The sequence below is a fragment of the Fusibacter paucivorans genome, assembly GCF_018390735.1.
Taxonomy (GTDB): Bacteria; Bacillota; Clostridia; order Peptostreptococcales; family Acidaminobacteraceae; genus Fusibacter; species Fusibacter paucivorans.
Genome location: NZ_JAHBCL010000005.1, coordinates 21,899 through 36,915, shown reverse-complemented (window position 1 = coordinate 36,915; position 15,017 = coordinate 21,899). Strand labels below are relative to the sequence as shown.

The window sequence follows — 15,017 nt, the reverse complement described above, 5'->3', positions numbered from 1 at the left end:
GTACAATGCTCGTCATTCAAAATGCCACCATCTATACCATGGTTGGCGATATTATCCAAAACGGTACAATCTGCATAGCAGACGGTAAAATTACGGATATAGGCACACAATGTGAGTATCCGGCAGATTCAGAGATTATCAACGCTGAAGGGAAAATGGTTTTTCCTGGATTTATAGATGCCCACTGCCATATTGGCATGTGGGAAGAGGGGATTGGCTTTGAAGGTGCTGACGGCAATGAAAAAACCGATCCAATAACGCCGCATCTTCGGGCGGAAGATTCCATTAATCCCCGTGATGAAGCGTTTCGCAATGCGGTCTGCGGCGGTGTAACCACTGCGGCAACTGGACCGGGTAGTGCCAACGTCGTGGGCGGAACCTTTGTCGTAATGAAGCTTCACGGCGATCGCGTCGATGATATGATTATAAAATCGCCGCTGGCGATGAAATGTGCCTTTGGCGAAAATCCAAAGCGGAATTATAACGAGCGCCATCAGACCCCCATGACGCGCATGGGAATTGCAGCTGTACTCAGAGAATTGCTGGCAAAGACGAAAGCATATGAAGCAAAAATAGAGGCAGCACAGGGTGATCTAAGTAAAATGCCTGCCTATGATATGAAACTCGAGGCGATGCGTCCGGTCATTCGCAAAGAAATGCCTTTAAAAGCACATGCACATCGTGCGGATGATCTTTTCACGGCGATTCGCATTGCGAAAGAGTTTGATTTGGATTTGACTCTGGAGCACTGTACCGAAGGGCATCTCATTGCATCACATTTGGCGAAGGAGGGTTACCCGGCGATTGTCGGTCCTTCTTTTGGCAATAAGTCAAAATTTGAGCTGAATCAAAAAACTTTTGAAACAGCAGATGCGCTTTATCGTGCAGGTGTTAAGATCGCCATCATGACAGACAGTCCTGTAACACCGCTGGAGTCGCTTCCGATGTGTGCGGCACTTGCGCATAAGGCTGGATTGCCGATGATGGAAGCGCTGAAGTGTATCACCATTAATCCTGCGGAGATTTTGGGCGTTTCAGATCGCGTGGGGTCTATCGAAATAGGAAAGGATGCCGATGTCGTCATTTGGGACGGACATCCGTTTGATTTACAGGCGTCGGTAGCATATACGATTATCAATGGTAAGATTGTCTATGAACAAACAAAATGAGTATAAAGAACAAAAAGGAAACAACGGCCATAAGGAGCATAACAAGCATAACAAACAGGAAGATCATGATAAAAGCAAAATGTGCCCCGAGTGCAACGAGATTACGATAACGGTCGATACACTTGAAAAGACTGTTGAGCTGGCGTCGATTTTTGCTGAGACGATAAAACCGGGGGATATTCTGTGTCTTTCAGGTGATCTCGGCGCCGGCAAGACGACTTTTACACAGGCACTTTGCAAAGCACTCGGTGTGACGGAACATGTCACCAGTCCGACGTTCAATATCATGAATCAATATGAAGGCAGGCTGCCGATTTATCATTTTGATGTCTATCGCATAGCGGAACCGGATGAAATGTATGAAATCGGTTTTGACGAGTATTTAAATGGCATGGGAGTAAGCATTATTGAATGGGCGCCGCTCGTTGAAGTGCTGATTCCCGAAGATGCCGTTTGGATGATTATAAAGACGACGGGTGAAACATCGCGAACGATTTGCTTAAGGGGACCGTCTGAAAAACTGGGGAGGCTGACGCATGAAGTTATTGGGCATTGATACATCGACACAGACGGCGAGTGTCGCCATCTTTGAAAATGGCAACATATTAGGTGAAATGCTGCTCAATACGCCACTGACGCACTCTCAGAAGCTAATGCCGATGGTGGAGAGCTTGATGGCGCAGCTGTCGCTTAAAATAAAGGACCTTGACGGTTATTATGTGACGACGGGGCCGGGTTCCTTTACGGGTGTTCGGATTGGTGTGAGTACTGTAAAAGCATTTGCACAGGCGCACCAAAAGCCCATTGTCACCATGAGCAGCACAGCGCTTTTGGCACTGGGCAACCTTCAACACGAAGGCATTATCGTATCACTGTTAGATGCTAAACGTGAAAATGTATACGGTGGTATTTATCGCTCTGACGGCACTGAACTCGAAACCGTGTACGAGGGCATAGCCACACTGGCAGAAGTCCATCAGATGCTTGAGACGGATTTTTCTGCCGAACGCATTCTCATCGTCGGTGAGGCGACGTCTATTTACCCTGATTTTTTTGATACGATGATCAGTATGTGGAATAAGAACAATTATTTATTTGGTAAACAGCGCCATAATATTATCAATGCAACGAGTTTTTGCCATCTGGCGTTTGAAACGGCAGAACATCATACTTATCTTGATATTACGGCAAATTATATGAAAAAATCTCAGGCTGAGCGTGATTTAAAATAGTTTATAAAGAATTTGGTGAACGTGTTATGAAAATTGAAATTAGAAGAATGGCCTATGAAGATCTTGACGAAATTATGGAGATGGAAGTTAAGTCATTCAGTACACCATGGTCGCGGAAGGCCTTTGAAAATGAACTCGTCAACAATATGCTGGCAGTCTACTATGTAGCAACCTATGAAGGCAAGTGCATCGGCTATGCCGGCATGTGGCATGTCATGGATGAACTCCATATTACCAATGTCGCCGTCCATCCAGACTATCGGGGACATCATATTGCCAATTTGCTGATGGAGGCATTGATTGCATTTGGCGATTCAGATGCCTATGTCGGCATGACGCTGGAAGTGCGCGTCGGCAATTATGTGGCCATACACTTATATGAAAAATATGGATTTACAAAGCTGGGCATTCGAAAGGGTTACTATCAAGATAACGGCGAGGATGCAATGGTAATGTGGAAGGAGCTCAAGAAAAATGCCTAAAGAAATTTATACACTGGCAATTGAAACGAGTTGTGACGAAACGGCATGTGCCATTTTAAAAAACGGTCGAGAAGTAGTTGCGGGAACTGTTTATACGCAAATTGAGCTGCACCGAACCTTTGGCGGTGTCGTTCCGGAGGTCGCATCCAGGAACCATCTTGAAAAAATAGCACAGGTGATTGATCAATGCCTTGAAAAGGCGGATATGGCGTTACAAGAGGTTGATCATATAGCGGTTACTTATGGACCGGGGCTCGTCGGTGCGCTGCTCGTAGGGCTTTCAACAGCCAAGGCGCTGGCTTTTGCGCTGGAAAAGCCGCTTATACCCGTACATCATATTGAAGGGCATATAGCGGCGAACTATATTGCACATCCTGCACTGGAACCACCATTTATCAGTCTGGTGGTATCGGGGGGGCATACGCACCTAGTCGAAGTAACGGACTACACAACGTTTAACGTGATCGGACAAACGCGTGATGATGCGGCGGGGGAAGCATTTGACAAAGTAGCGAGGACATTGGGGCTTGGCTACCCCGGCGGACCGGAGATTGACCGCGTGGCACGCGAAGGCAATGCGCAGGCGATTGATTTTCCGAGGGCAATGCTGGAAAGCGGCAGTCTGGATTTTAGTTTCAGCGGACTCAAGTCGGCAGTCTTAAATTATTTAAACAGCTGCCGTATGAAAGGGGAAGCAATAAACGTACCGGATGTGGCAGCCAGTTTTCAGGCGGCAGTAACGGAAATTTTAACAATCAAGGCGATGGAAGCGTTGAAAGAAACAGGTCATAAACAATTGGTGCTCGCAGGCGGCGTTGCTGCCAACAGCGATTTACGCCAGAGACTGTCTGCTGCATTGCAGAAAAAAGGATATGCCTTTTATTATCCGCCGCTCAATTTGTGCACGGACAATGCTGAGATGATTGGCTGTGCCGGCTATTACAATGCCATGGCGGGTGTACGAGGTGATATGTATATTAATGCAGTCCCGAATCTTAAAATAGGGAGTAAAATGGGGCAGTAGCCCCATTTACTTTTTTAGGTGAAAAAACAGGATAATCGATAAAAAATGATGTTATGTAAAGCAGTCTTAAAATGGCAAGAAGCTGTTCAAAGAATGATACAATTGTGCATAACTCTGTGGATAGTGTGGAATATTCTGAATTTTTGGGCATCTAAATTCACAGGCAATGTGGATAAACTGATGAAAAGTTGTGGATAAGCAGCATGTTTTGTTGATAATGCTGTATACGTGTGTATATCTTTTCCAGATTACGGCTTTGACAAAGGGTTACATAATTTATGGCTTGATTTTGTATAAAAATAGATGGGGTGCATAGATGTGACAATCGTATGATGAATAGCTGTAACTGTGGCAGTTGAGAGATGAGGCGATTGTCACGATCAATAGCGGTATAACAACGACATAGCAGCGGCATAACAGCGGCATAAAAAAAGAATCCCGGCAATGGGATTCTTTTGAATTGTTCACATATGCTTGATGATGCTTATAAAAGCGCACCGATGTTTACAGTAAAGAACTACGCTGATAAGTATTAGGCGTCAACACCTTCGCCGCTGAGGTAGTTGATAATGTCTGCAATGCAGTTGAAAGATTCTGCGATTTCATCGGGAATGTTTACTTCAAATTCATCTTCAATCGCCATGATGATATCCACCGCATCAATTGAATCAATATCCATGCTGTCAAAAGCCGAGTCCATTGTGACTTCACTTGGCTCTATGACTCCAAGTTGTTCGACAATGATGGCTTTTATTCTTTTAAACATAAGAACCTCCTAAATAAGTAAAGATTGTGATATTAAAGCGCACATAGGACACTTTCCCCTAGAAAATAATTGTATAATGTCGGTCGTCAATTTTAATTATAAAGAAAATCGCAGATTTGTCTATAATATTTTTAGGATATGTGACCTAGAAAAATGATGAAAGGTTTACTCATTTTCTTCAAGCAGCTGCTCCAGATCCTGATAGAGTGCTTCAATTTGGACTGTTTGATTGGCGATATCGTCATTGACGGCTTTCGCCTTGTCACTGTCTGAAAAGACGGCTTCATCACATAGTGCGAGCTGTAATTCGTGTAGGTGCTCTTCTGCTTCATGAATAGCTTCTTCAAGCGCTTCAAGTGCCTTTCGCTGTGCCTTTGCCTCTGATTTTTTTGCCTTTTCACGACGGGCGATTTCACGCTGTTTTGTTTTGGTGATTTGCGGTTCGGGAGTGGGTTCTTTAGACAGCCATGCCGCTTCTTCAAGCTTTTCCAGATAATAATCATAGTTGCCCCAATAGCTGTTAATCCCATCAGGGGTTAAGTCAAAGATTTTCGTGCAGATTTTATTGAGAAAATAGCGGTCATGGGAAATGGCAAAAAGTGTGCCGTCATACGCAGTGAGGGCATCTTCCAGTGCTTCTTTGGCCATTAAGTCCAAGTGGTTGGTAGGCTCATCGAGCAATAAGAGGTTATCGCCGCTCAACATGAGCTTTAAAAGTGAAAGCCTGCTCTTTTCGCCGCCGCTAAGGTCGGGAACGCGCTTTTCAATATCGTCACCACTAAAGAGAAAGGCGCCGAGCAGTGTTCGGGCTTCAGTTAGCGAAAGCTGTGGATAGGCATCATGAATTTCACTGAGAACCGATGAATCGTTTGACAGGTTGCGAAGTTCTTGATCATAGTAACCCGGAACGACGTGATGCCCCATTGTGATTGCACCTGTATCTGCTTCGAGCTGTCCTAACAGGATTCGAAAAAGTGTGGTTTTGCCAACGCCGTTAGGACCGATGAGTCCAATCTTTTCACCGCGGTATATTTCAAAGGACGCATTTTGAAAGATTTGGTGTTCGCCGTATGATTTGGCGATGTTTTCTGCAATCAGTACTTCGCGTCCGCTTTGCGTATTGCTTTGCAGATGGATGGTAAAGTGTGACCTAAGCAGGAGGGGGCGATCAACGCGCTCGACATGTGCGAGCCTTTTTTCTCTGGATCGGGCGCGCTTTGCGAGCTTTTCCGTGCCGCGTTCTTTATAGCTCTTGATTAGCGCTTCTTGCTTTTGAACGGCTTTTGTCTGCTGTTCATACTTTTTTAATGCCGCTTCGTAGTTGCTTTGTTTAACCTTGAGGAACTGAGAGTAATTGCCGGTATACTCATAGAGCTGCTTGAATTCGATTTCATATATTTTGGTCGTGACTTGATCCAGAAAATAACGGTCATGGGATATGATAATCACAGTGCCGTCGTATTCTTTTAAATAGGTCTCAAGCCATTTGATTGCCTGAATATCCAAGTGGTTGGTCGGTTCGTCAAGCAGTAGAATATCAGGCTGTTTTAACAGCAGTCTGGCGATACCGACACGGGATTTCTGACCGCCGCTGAGCTGGTTGACGGATTTGTGATGTGATTCCAGTTCAAAACCAAGGCCGTTGAGAACACCGTGAATCCGGCTGTCGACTTCATAACCCGATGCCTGGTCAAAAGCTTCCTGAAGTGCGGCGTACTGTTTGAGCAGTGCATCTGAATCATTTGGTGTAGCAGCCGCCAGTTCCTTTTCAAGTGTACGCATTTGGCGTTCGATATTGAGAACATCTTTGAAGACTTCGAGACAATATTCAAAGGCGGAAAGATGCATGTCAATCGTCGTGTTTTGCGCCAGATAGCCGATGGTCATCTCTTTCGAAATAAAGAGATCGCCGCTGTCTCGTGAAGACTCTCCGGTTAAGATGCGCATAAGCGTTGTCTTGCCAGCACCGTTGGCACCAATTAAACCGATGCGATCGCCTTTAGAGGCGGTAAACGATATATCTTCTAAGATGGTATCAATACCATATGATTTCGATATGTTTGTACAGGATAGTGCGATCATAAGCACCTCATTTCTATTTAAAATGGATAAATAATGAAAAAAAGATAAATAACGATAAATGACGAAAAACGGTAAAAGCCTTATCGTCGTAAACCTGCAAAGGCAGAGGGCAACGCGTTTTTCCAGAGCGCCGTGCCTTGTAAAAGGGGGCAATCAACTGCAAATGACCGTGCTGCGCTCATGGTGTCTAGAAGTATTATAACAGACGAATCCCAGTAAAGGCAAAGGGAGAAGCGATTGTTCGAAAAGATGTACATTTAGTGCGCAATACCTTGTTATTAATTTGACATATTTTTTCTTGAAATGTATAATCTTATCAAAAGCTTGTGAGGATCGACAAGTTGAATCAAGAGGTGGTTTATGAAGGAAAAGAATATCTCTTTGGCCGTTATTCGGCGTTTGCCGAAATACCATCGGTACTTGAAAGAGATGCTAGACAATGACATTAAGCGTATTTCATCAAAAGAACTGAGTAAGGTGATTGGTTTTACAGCCTCCCAAATTCGACAGGACCTCAATAATTTTGGTGGCTTCGGCCAGCAAGGCTACGGCTACAACGTCGAAGACCTCTATGAGGAAATCGGCAAAATATTGGGCCTGACCAGAGACTATAATGTTATCATCGTAGGTGCCGGCAACTTGGGCCAGGCACTTGCCAATTACTCAAGTTTCGGAAGACTGGGCTTTAAGCTCAAGGCAATGTTTGATATCAATCCAAAGATTGTCGGATTGACCATCAAGGACATTCAGGTTCTGGATATGGATACATTTGAAACATTTGTGAACGAGAACAATGTTGAAATCGTTTACATATGCACAAATAGGGATGGTGCGCAGGATGTGGCGGACCGTATATCAAAGACGAATGTCAAAGCAATATGGAATTTTGCGCCAGTCGATTTAAAGGTGCCTGAAGACGTGGTCGTGGAGAATGTGCACTTAATTGACAATTTACTGACGCTCTCCTATTTTTTAAAGGAGAACTAAGGCATTAAAAATACGTGTACTTTTAAGACAAGGGATTGCCTTGTCTTTCTTTTTTGTTTTTGGTAAAATAAAATTAGGGATTGTCACACTATATTAAGTGATCATAAAAAGATAAAAGCGATCACACTAAAATTGGGAGGTAAAACACAATGAAAGAAGTTGTAATTGTAAGTGCTGTTAGAACCGCACTCGGTACATTTGGTGGTTCACTGAAAGGTGTTAAGCCGGCTGACTTGGGTTCAATCGTTATGAAAGAAGCGCTTGAAAGAGCAAAAGTAGCACCGGATCAAGTTGACGAAGTCATCTTTGGCTCAGTGCTCCAAGCAGGCTATGGCCAAGGTGTTGCACGTCAAGCCTGGGTTAACAACGGTTTTCCGGTTGAAGTACCTTGTACAACGATTAACATGATTTGCGGTTCAGGTCTTAAAGCGATTTCTATGGCAGCTCAAACGATTATTGCAGGCGATAACGATGTTGTTATCTGCGGCGGTACTGAAAACATGAGTATGGCGCCATACCTCGTACCATCTGGCCGTTGGGGTCAAAGAATGGGCGACGGCAAATTCTATGATGTTATGGTCAACGATGGCTTGACAGATGTTTTCAACAACTACCACATGGGTATTACAGCTGAGAACGTTGCTGAAAAATACAATGTAACACGTGAAGATCAAGATGCTTTTGCTTACGAATCACAAAGAAGAGCGATTGCAGCTAGAGATAATGGCAGATTTAAAGATGAAATCGTACCAGTTGTCATCCCGCAAAGAAAAGGCGATCCTGTCGTTTTCGAAGTGGATGAACATATGAAAGATACAACACCTGAAAAATTGGCAAAACTCAGACCTGCTTTCAAAAAAGAGGGGACTGTTACAGCCGGTAATGCATCAGGTATTAATGACGGTGCGTCATGCGTACTCGTTATGAGCAAAGAAAAAGCTGAAGAACTCGGCGTTAAACCATTATGTACAATCGTATCATTTGCTTCTGCGGGGGTTGATCCTTCAATCATGGGGATTGGTCCAATTCCTGCATCTACGAAAGCGCTTGAAAAAGCGGGTCTTAAAGCAAGCGACATGGACCTCGTTGAAGCAAACGAAGCATTTGCTGCTCAGGCAATTGCGGTTGTTAGAGAAATGGGATGGGATCCTGCAATTGTCAACGTCAATGGCGGTGCGATTGCATTAGGTCATCCAATTGGCGCTTCAGGAAACCGTATCTTTGTTACATTGCTCCATGAAATGATTAAGAGAGATTCTAAATTAGGATTGGCAACACTCTGTATCGGCGGCGGTATGGGTGAAGCGTTAATCGTTAAGAGAGACTAACACATCGAATTGATGCGTTTATATCTCACAGAGGCAAGCGTTTAATGGCAAATTATCGAAAAGAAATTGCACATATGCTCGACCGGATGCTAATCAAAGTGCTTCACCAAGATAAAGCGGGATTTTATAAGAAAGCATTGAGTGTTAAACTCAATCTGCTTGATTTGCTTATTTTGAGACGGCTTGATGAAATTGGTATGATGAAACTCAGCGATATGGTTAGCTATTTGGAAGTTGATCGCAACGTTTTGACCACCTCTTTAAAGCGACTGCAAAGTGTTAATCTGATCTGTAAACGAACGGATACTGTAGACGGCAGAGGTCAGATTATCGCACTTTCTGAATATGGAGAGCAATTTGTCAAAGCGCTCAGCGAAGCCTCTCAGTCAGAGATGGATTTTGTCCTGCGGGACATCACTGTTAACGAAGAAAAGGCAATCCTAAAGTTCTTGAGTAAAATCGTACAGTATCATACAGATAAGTATGAGCTCGACGTATTTGATACAAAACAAAAATATTGAATCACAACGACGGTATCTTGGATACCGTCGTATTTTTATGAGCGAATGTCAGAATGTGAATATATATACGACCACGATAAGCCGGTCAAAACAATCGGGAATCAAGTGCAAGATCAATAGTTATTCGAATTTAGCGTGTGAAATAGAGAAAAATTGAGAATCGATATAAAAATTTTAAAAAAAAAGTGATGATAAAACTGAAGGGACAATGACTTACGGTGCCAATTATCTGTCAATAATACAGTATGTTTATGCAAAAAAATAACCTGACATGCATAAACATGCCAGGTTATCTAGTTTTTAGTCTTATTCTGCTTGAGGTGCATCTACTGGGCAAACATTTGCACAAGCACCACAATCGATACATTCGCTACTAATTACATAAATGCCATCGCCAGCTGAGATTGCACCTACGGGGCATTCAGCTTCACAAGCGCCACATGAAATACAAGAATCTTTAATTACGTACATGATAGTTCCTCCTTTATTGATTTGCAGTTCCTAAGAACTTATTTATAAATCTATGATACTCAAAAAAAATGCGAAACAAAACTTTATTTGTTAAAATATTCTCGAAAAATGCTAAATTAGAATGATAATCATTATTAATGTTCAAAGTTAAGAAAAAAACCGTAGAATTGAAGAAAAATTGCATCTAAATGAAATAAAACTTGCATGATGGGTTAGTATAAGAATTATTTATTGCAATTGTGTCGAAAAATATATACAATTTTGTTCAGATTTGCGTTACACTATAGTTGAAGAACGGTTAGTATTGACGTTTGAGCGGAACCATAAAAAGATGTCAATTGGAATCGTTCTAACAGGGCAGATCATTAAAGGAGATGTATGAGATGAATTACATTGAGACGGTATTTGAACAAGTTAAGCAACGCAATGCTAACGAACCTGAGTTTATCCAAGCAGTTGAGGAAGTATTCAAATCTCTGGTACCGGTAATTGAAAAACATCCGGAATACGTAGAAGCCAATATACTGGCGCGTATTGTCGAACCTGAGCGTCAGATTATTTTCCGAGTGCCTTGGGTAGATCGCAATGGCAAGCTCCAAGTGAACAGAGGCTTTCGCGTTCAGTTCAACGGCGCCATCGGTCCTTACAAAGGTGGCCTTCGCTTTCACAAATCCGTTTATATTGGCATCATCAAATTTTTAGGATTTGAACAAACGTTCAAAAATTCACTGACCGGCTTGCCAATCGGTGGCGGCAAAGGCGGCTCCGACTTCGATCCAAATGGCAAAACAGATGTAGAAGTACTGCGTTTCTGCCAAAGTTTTATGACGGAGCTCTATCGTCACATTGGACCAAATGTAGATGTTCCGGCTGGGGATATCGGTTGCGGCGGTCGTGAAATCGGCTATTTATTCGGACAGTATCGACGTATTCGCGGTGCTTTCGAAAATGGTGTTTTAACCGGTAAAGGGCTGTCTTATGGCGGGTCATTGATTAGACCGGAAGCAACAGGTTTTGGCGTCACCTATTTCACACGTGAAATGCTGAAAGCCAATGGCGAATCTTTTGAAGGCAAAACAGTTGCACTCTCTGGGTTCGGTAATGTTACTTGGGGAACAGCACGTAAAGTAACGGAGCTAGGTGGTAAAGTCATTACAATTTCAGGACCGGATGGTTATATTTTGGATGAAGACGGTGTCGTCGGCGAAAAAATTGACTATCTCGTAACCCTTCGAAACAGCGGTCAAGATATTGTTGAGCCATATGCTGAAAAGTTCGGTGCTAAATTCTTTAAGGGCGAGCGACCTTGGGGCGTAAAAGCAGATATCATGATTCCGTGTGCGACGCAAAACGAAATTCACTTGTCGCATGCTGAACAAATCGTTGCCAATGGCGTTAAATTTGTCTGTGAAGCTTCCAATATGCCTTGCACCAATGAAGCGGTTGCCTATCTTCAGGCAAACGGCGTCATCGTAGGGCCTTCAAAGGCAGCAAATGCAGGCGGTGTTGCAACATCCGCACTGGAAATGAGCCAAAACTCCATGCGCCTTTCTTGGACAGAAGCAGAAGTGGATGAAAAACTCGATCAAATTATGACGAATATTCATAAAATGGCATCTGAGACAGCTGCAGCATATGGTTTAGGCTACGATCTTGTCGCAGGCGCCAATATCGCCGGTTTCTTAAAAGTGGCTGATGCAATGTATGCACAAGGTGATTATTAGGCATTTAAGTGTGCGAAGCAATTTAATAAGAAATAACAAATAACTTTTAAGGGTTGTTGTGCTGCTGGAAAAAGCGGTGCAGCAGCCCTTTTTTAGGATAAGGATTCATCGAATCATGATAAAGACATGGCATTTGCCACAAATACAGCTTAAAACATGGTAAAATAGGACCAATTAATTGTATGCACAATAAAATAAGGCAATTGCCTTAAAGATCAAAAGGGGAGGGTTTTAACATGTTTAAGATGAAGCGACGTTTGGGCATTATGTTGCTGATATTCACATTGGTTGCCACAGGTTGCAGCACGACGACTTCAAAGACAACAGACAAAACACCCACTGATGAGACATCAATAGAACAGACAACGGGAACCATGATGGAAAATGTCGTACAAGTTGATTATTTTAGTGATTTATTTGCTTTGGATGACATGTCGAATGCAGATATTGCTGAGATGCTGGCATCCGAGTCGTATGAGGATTTGATTGCGGCAAGTCCATTCTACACATCGACGATTTTCAGCATGCAGTTTGAAGATCGGCAGTATTTTGAGATGCGAAATGCAGCAATTGATGAGACGATTGATACCGGCAATCACATGTATGAAGCCGGACAAAAGTTGACGCCAACCGTAGAGGTAGCGCAAGAAATAGTTATGGAAGCCTATGCCGATAAAGCAGAGGGTGAACCGGTAATCGCTGCGTATTACGAGACGATGCTGAATGATTACAGCGATGAAATGCTTTATTTATCACTGTTAAAGTCTCAGATTGACGGATTGGATACGACATCGGATGATCCTTATACAGATGCGTGGCTTTCATATATGCGGTTAACCAAACAAAATGATTTTATCACACGTGAAATTGCATGGATCGCGCGAATTGTTCAGGATGCTGTCCTCCTGCGTGATGCTTATCCAAATGAACTGCATGATCTTGAAGACGAATTGGTTTCGCTAAGTGCCAAAGAATCGGCTATTACGACACTAATGGATCAGCTCGATGAGATATTATCGCGATTGGATGCACTGGATAAGGCAGACGCTTATGCGACGATTTCACTGCTTAAATATTTGGAAAATTATAATGTCACTATTCAGCCGTCAATTAGGGCGCTGACGCCTAGGGAAGGGCTTGATGCAGACGCCGTTGAACTGGCGGTTTCGACAAATGATTATATGATCGAGAGTATTCGACTGATGGGGGCAACACTCGTCGATCACTATCAGCTAGACGAGCGGTATGCGACAGGTAAGAAGCAGACTGGGATGGGTGCGGCTTCACTGACAAGTGCTGTGTTTATGGCGGCAACAAGTGAAGATGCGACTTCTGAAAGTGCGCTTGACGATGCAAAAGCGACACTTAAAAAAGCGCCTAAAAAAACAGAGCCCCCGGGATTTTTCAACGTGATGTACAATGCGATCCGCAGAGTGCCCGGCATATTAATCGAAAAAACGAGTACCGCGGTCTATAAGCAGGCGTTGAGTTACTATGCGGATGATTATGGCCTCGATGAAAGTGTTTTTGATGAAGATAAAGTGAGAGCAGATAAAGAAGCTTATCAACGCATTCAAAACGGAACAGCCGGTTCAGAGTCGATTCATAGTGCACAGCAGTACATTACCAGTGCAGAAGAGAGTGTTGGCAAGCTGTCAGATGCCATGCTGGGAAAAGACAGTACACTTTCTAAAGTGATTAAAGGCAGCTCGAAATTTGCCATCGGCTGTTTTACAGGCGCCTCAAAATCAATGTTGACGCTGATGGATCCAACGGCATCAGCTGGAGATCTCGCGAAAGCTTCTGTCGATGTGACACTTGCTGCAGCAGGCAGTTCAAAGACTGTTGAGAAAATTTTTAAGGCGGGCAAGAGCAAGGTGCTGTCATTCTTTGGCTTTAAAGCATCAACGGCGACAGCTGTCAAAGAAACGACGAAAACACTGCTTGGCAAAGCGTCTAGCTTTCTCTCTAAAGCCAAAAATACGGCGGGGAATTTCATCGAATCCGCGATTGGCAGCGTCAATAAGACATCTAAGTTTGGGAAGTTTATTTCAGGTGCCGGCGAAATCTTGTCAAAAGCGACGACAACAGTCGCCGAGAGCAGCAAGAAGCTCTTTACGAGTATGGTAGACAGTACGAGCAAAATCTACAAAACTTTTACCGGCAAGATGGGAACACTGGCACAGAAAACCGTTGAAAATGAGAGCTTGATTGGCAAGGCCGTCGGCAGCAGTTACGGCGAAGTCCTCGAAGGTTATGTGAAGGGTTCCGTCTACGATAAAATACCGACATTCGTCAATTCGACGCTATCGTGGGTGAAATCAGAGACAGAAGCGGCTTCCGCAGCTGATGCTGTGAAAAGCGATGATTCGAGCCTAAGTGATGCCGCAGAAGCTGCTGCAATGGATGCTTTAGAAGCGATGGCGTCAGATGCAGCTGAGGCAACGTCAGAATCAGTCGAGGCAAACGATACTGTGGATGATACAATTTCAGAAGAAGGTGTGATATCGGAAGCGGGTGATTCGGGTACTGTGGCTGACGAAAATCCAGAAGGCGAAAATCCAGATGTTGAAGAGAGCAATGCAGAAGACGCGGATGCCGATAATCGGGAAGAGGAGGATGCTGCCGCATCAGACGCAGATGAATCAACTGATGCTGATTCAACGGAAGATTCAACGGAAGATTCAACGGAAGATTCTCAGGCGGCAGATAACAGCTCGGTCGATGATTCGACAGGCGATGCAAGTCTTTACTATGGAACCTATCAGGGAGCCTTTCAGCCGTCGAATATTGCAGGGATGGCCTTTGACTTCAATGCCTCTAATTCATCTTTTACCATGACGGTTGCCGAAAACAAAATTACCATTACCACAGCGTTTGACAGTCCGATGTTGGAAGGCGACACGATGACGTTCAGCCAATACAGCATTAACCCGACTGGCAAGATGACATTAACGCGCATTGATGATGAAGGCGATAAACAAGTCATCAATGTTCAGTTTTCAGATGGGCATAAAATCGCCGGTACAGTGACGCTTTACGATGGCAGTGCCGCAATGGGTGACCTTAAATTCAGCGGTCAGTGATTTTTAAGAAAATCAATAGAAAATCAAAAAAACGCGTATTTGCAAATGATGATTTTAATTAGATTGAAAAGCCAGTGTACGACGCTGTCATAGAGCGTGTGTAGGCTGGCTTTCTTTGTGTAATAAGCACAAAGGACAAATGTCA

At 43.7% G+C, this 15,017-nt stretch carries 13 protein-coding genes; 10 read left to right on the top strand and 3 right to left on the bottom strand.

Annotation, left to right across the window (positions count from 1 at the left end):
* Window positions 1-5: 5 nt before the first annotated feature.
* The 5 genes from KHM83_RS03675 to tsaD are packed head-to-tail and all read left to right on the top strand — an operon-like array spanning window position 6 to window position 3,907.
* Window positions 6-1,169, top strand: a complete 1,164-nt coding sequence (locus tag KHM83_RS03675) for an amidohydrolase (RefSeq protein WP_213235560.1) — start codon at window positions 6-8, stop codon at window positions 1,167-1,169.
* Window positions 1,153-1,725, top strand: a complete 573-nt coding sequence (gene tsaE, locus KHM83_RS03670; RefSeq protein ID WP_246542853.1) for a tRNA (adenosine(37)-N6)-threonylcarbamoyltransferase complex ATPase subunit type 1 TsaE — start codon at window positions 1,153-1,155, stop codon at window positions 1,723-1,725. The genes KHM83_RS03675 and tsaE overlap by 17 nt, the downstream gene beginning before the upstream one ends.
* Window positions 1,706-2,401: a tRNA (adenosine(37)-N6)-threonylcarbamoyltransferase complex dimerization subunit type 1 TsaB gene (tsaB, locus tag KHM83_RS03665; protein ID WP_213235559.1), complete on the top strand. Its 696-nt coding sequence runs from the start codon at window positions 1,706-1,708 to the stop codon at window positions 2,399-2,401. The genes tsaE and tsaB overlap by 20 nt, the downstream gene beginning before the upstream one ends.
* Before the next feature lie 26 nt (window positions 2,402-2,427).
* On the top strand, window positions 2,428-2,883 hold the full coding sequence (gene rimI, locus KHM83_RS03660) for a ribosomal protein S18-alanine N-acetyltransferase (protein WP_213235558.1): 456 nt from the start codon (window positions 2,428-2,430) through the stop codon (window positions 2,881-2,883).
* On the top strand, window positions 2,876-3,907 hold the full coding sequence (tsaD, locus tag KHM83_RS03655) for a tRNA (adenosine(37)-N6)-threonylcarbamoyltransferase complex transferase subunit TsaD (RefSeq protein ID WP_213235557.1): 1,032 nt from the start codon (window positions 2,876-2,878) through the stop codon (window positions 3,905-3,907). The genes rimI and tsaD overlap by 8 nt, the downstream gene beginning before the upstream one ends.
* Window positions 3,908-4,439: 532 nt before the next feature.
* On the opposite strand, the gene KHM83_RS03650 is transcribed toward tsaD, so the two are convergent.
* Both KHM83_RS03650 and abc-f read right to left on the bottom strand, forming a co-directional pair.
* Window positions 4,440-4,673: an acyl carrier protein gene (locus tag KHM83_RS03650; RefSeq protein WP_213235556.1), complete on the bottom strand. Its 234-nt coding sequence runs from the start codon at window positions 4,671-4,673 to the stop codon at window positions 4,440-4,442.
* Between the two features lie 165 nt (window positions 4,674-4,838).
* A complete protein-coding gene (gene abc-f, locus KHM83_RS03645; RefSeq protein WP_213235555.1) occupies window positions 4,839-6,755 on the bottom strand; it encodes a ribosomal protection-like ABC-F family protein in 1,917 nt (638 codons plus the stop codon).
* A gap of 360 nt (window positions 6,756-7,115) precedes the next feature.
* Between abc-f and KHM83_RS03640 the strand changes: the two genes are divergently transcribed.
* The 3 genes from KHM83_RS03640 to KHM83_RS03630 all read left to right on the top strand — a co-directional run bounded on the left by KHM83_RS03640 (window position 7,116) and on the right by KHM83_RS03630 (window position 9,591).
* Window positions 7,116-7,742, top strand: coding sequence for a redox-sensing transcriptional repressor Rex (locus tag KHM83_RS03640; protein WP_213235554.1), 627 nt, complete (start codon window positions 7,116-7,118; stop codon window positions 7,740-7,742).
* A 149-nt stretch (window positions 7,743-7,891) separates the two neighbouring features.
* Window positions 7,892-9,070 carry an acetyl-CoA C-acetyltransferase gene (locus KHM83_RS03635; RefSeq protein ID WP_213235553.1) on the top strand — a complete coding sequence of 393 codons (1,179 nt, stop codon included), beginning with the start codon at window positions 7,892-7,894 and terminating at the stop codon, window positions 9,068-9,070.
* A 44-nt stretch (window positions 9,071-9,114) separates the two neighbouring features.
* The gene (locus KHM83_RS03630; protein WP_213235552.1) at window positions 9,115-9,591 is read left to right on the top strand and encodes a MarR family winged helix-turn-helix transcriptional regulator; all 477 of its coding nucleotides are present in this window, start codon (window positions 9,115-9,117) and stop codon (window positions 9,589-9,591) included.
* A gap of 306 nt (window positions 9,592-9,897) precedes the next feature.
* Here KHM83_RS03630 and KHM83_RS03625 read toward each other — a convergent pair whose 3' ends face one another.
* Entirely contained in the window at window positions 9,898-10,065 is a 168-nt protein-coding gene (locus KHM83_RS03625) for a DUF362 domain-containing protein (RefSeq protein ID WP_213235660.1), read from the bottom strand.
* A gap of 380 nt (window positions 10,066-10,445) precedes the next feature.
* On the opposite strand from KHM83_RS03625, the gene gdhA reads away from it, so the two are divergent.
* On the top strand, window positions 10,446-11,786 hold the full coding sequence (gene gdhA, locus KHM83_RS03620; RefSeq protein ID WP_213235551.1) for an NADP-specific glutamate dehydrogenase: 1,341 nt from the start codon (window positions 10,446-10,448) through the stop codon (window positions 11,784-11,786).
* Between the two features lie 236 nt (window positions 11,787-12,022).
* Window positions 12,023-14,872 (top strand): MSCRAMM family adhesin SdrC, encoded by a 2,850-nt coding sequence (locus KHM83_RS03615; protein ID WP_213235550.1) that lies wholly within the window; start codon window positions 12,023-12,025, stop codon window positions 14,870-14,872.
* Window positions 14,873-15,017 lie beyond the last annotated feature (145 nt).

What these genes read in the sequence shown, in the direction of transcription:
- KHM83_RS03630 (WP_213235552.1), top strand. Translation starts at nt 9,115, where the DNA reads ATGGCAAATTATCGAAAAGAAATTGCACATATGCTCGACCGGATGCTA.
- rimI (WP_213235558.1), top strand. Translation starts at nt 2,428, where the DNA reads ATGAAAATTGAAATTAGAAGAATGGCCTATGAAGATCTTGACGAAATT.
- KHM83_RS03675 (WP_213235560.1), top strand. Translation starts at nt 6, where the DNA reads ATGCTCGTCATTCAAAATGCCACCATCTATACCATGGTTGGCGATATT.
- tsaB (WP_213235559.1), top strand. Translation starts at nt 1,706, where the DNA reads ATGAAGTTATTGGGCATTGATACATCGACACAGACGGCGAGTGTCGCC.
- tsaE (WP_246542853.1), top strand. Translation starts at nt 1,153, where the DNA reads ATGAACAAACAAAATGAGTATAAAGAACAAAAAGGAAACAACGGCCAT.
- tsaD (WP_213235557.1), top strand. Translation starts at nt 2,876, where the DNA reads ATGCCTAAAGAAATTTATACACTGGCAATTGAAACGAGTTGTGACGAA.
- abc-f (WP_213235555.1), bottom strand. Translation starts at nt 6,755, where the DNA reads ATGATCGCACTATCCTGTACAAACATATCGAAATCATATGGTATTGAT.
- KHM83_RS03635 (WP_213235553.1), top strand. Translation starts at nt 7,892, where the DNA reads ATGAAAGAAGTTGTAATTGTAAGTGCTGTTAGAACCGCACTCGGTACA.
- KHM83_RS03640 (WP_213235554.1), top strand. Translation starts at nt 7,116, where the DNA reads ATGAAGGAAAAGAATATCTCTTTGGCCGTTATTCGGCGTTTGCCGAAA.
- gdhA (WP_213235551.1), top strand. Translation starts at nt 10,446, where the DNA reads ATGAATTACATTGAGACGGTATTTGAACAAGTTAAGCAACGCAATGCT.
- KHM83_RS03615 (WP_213235550.1), top strand. Translation starts at nt 12,023, where the DNA reads ATGTTTAAGATGAAGCGACGTTTGGGCATTATGTTGCTGATATTCACA.
- KHM83_RS03650 (WP_213235556.1), bottom strand. Translation starts at nt 4,673, where the DNA reads ATGTTTAAAAGAATAAAAGCCATCATTGTCGAACAACTTGGAGTCATA.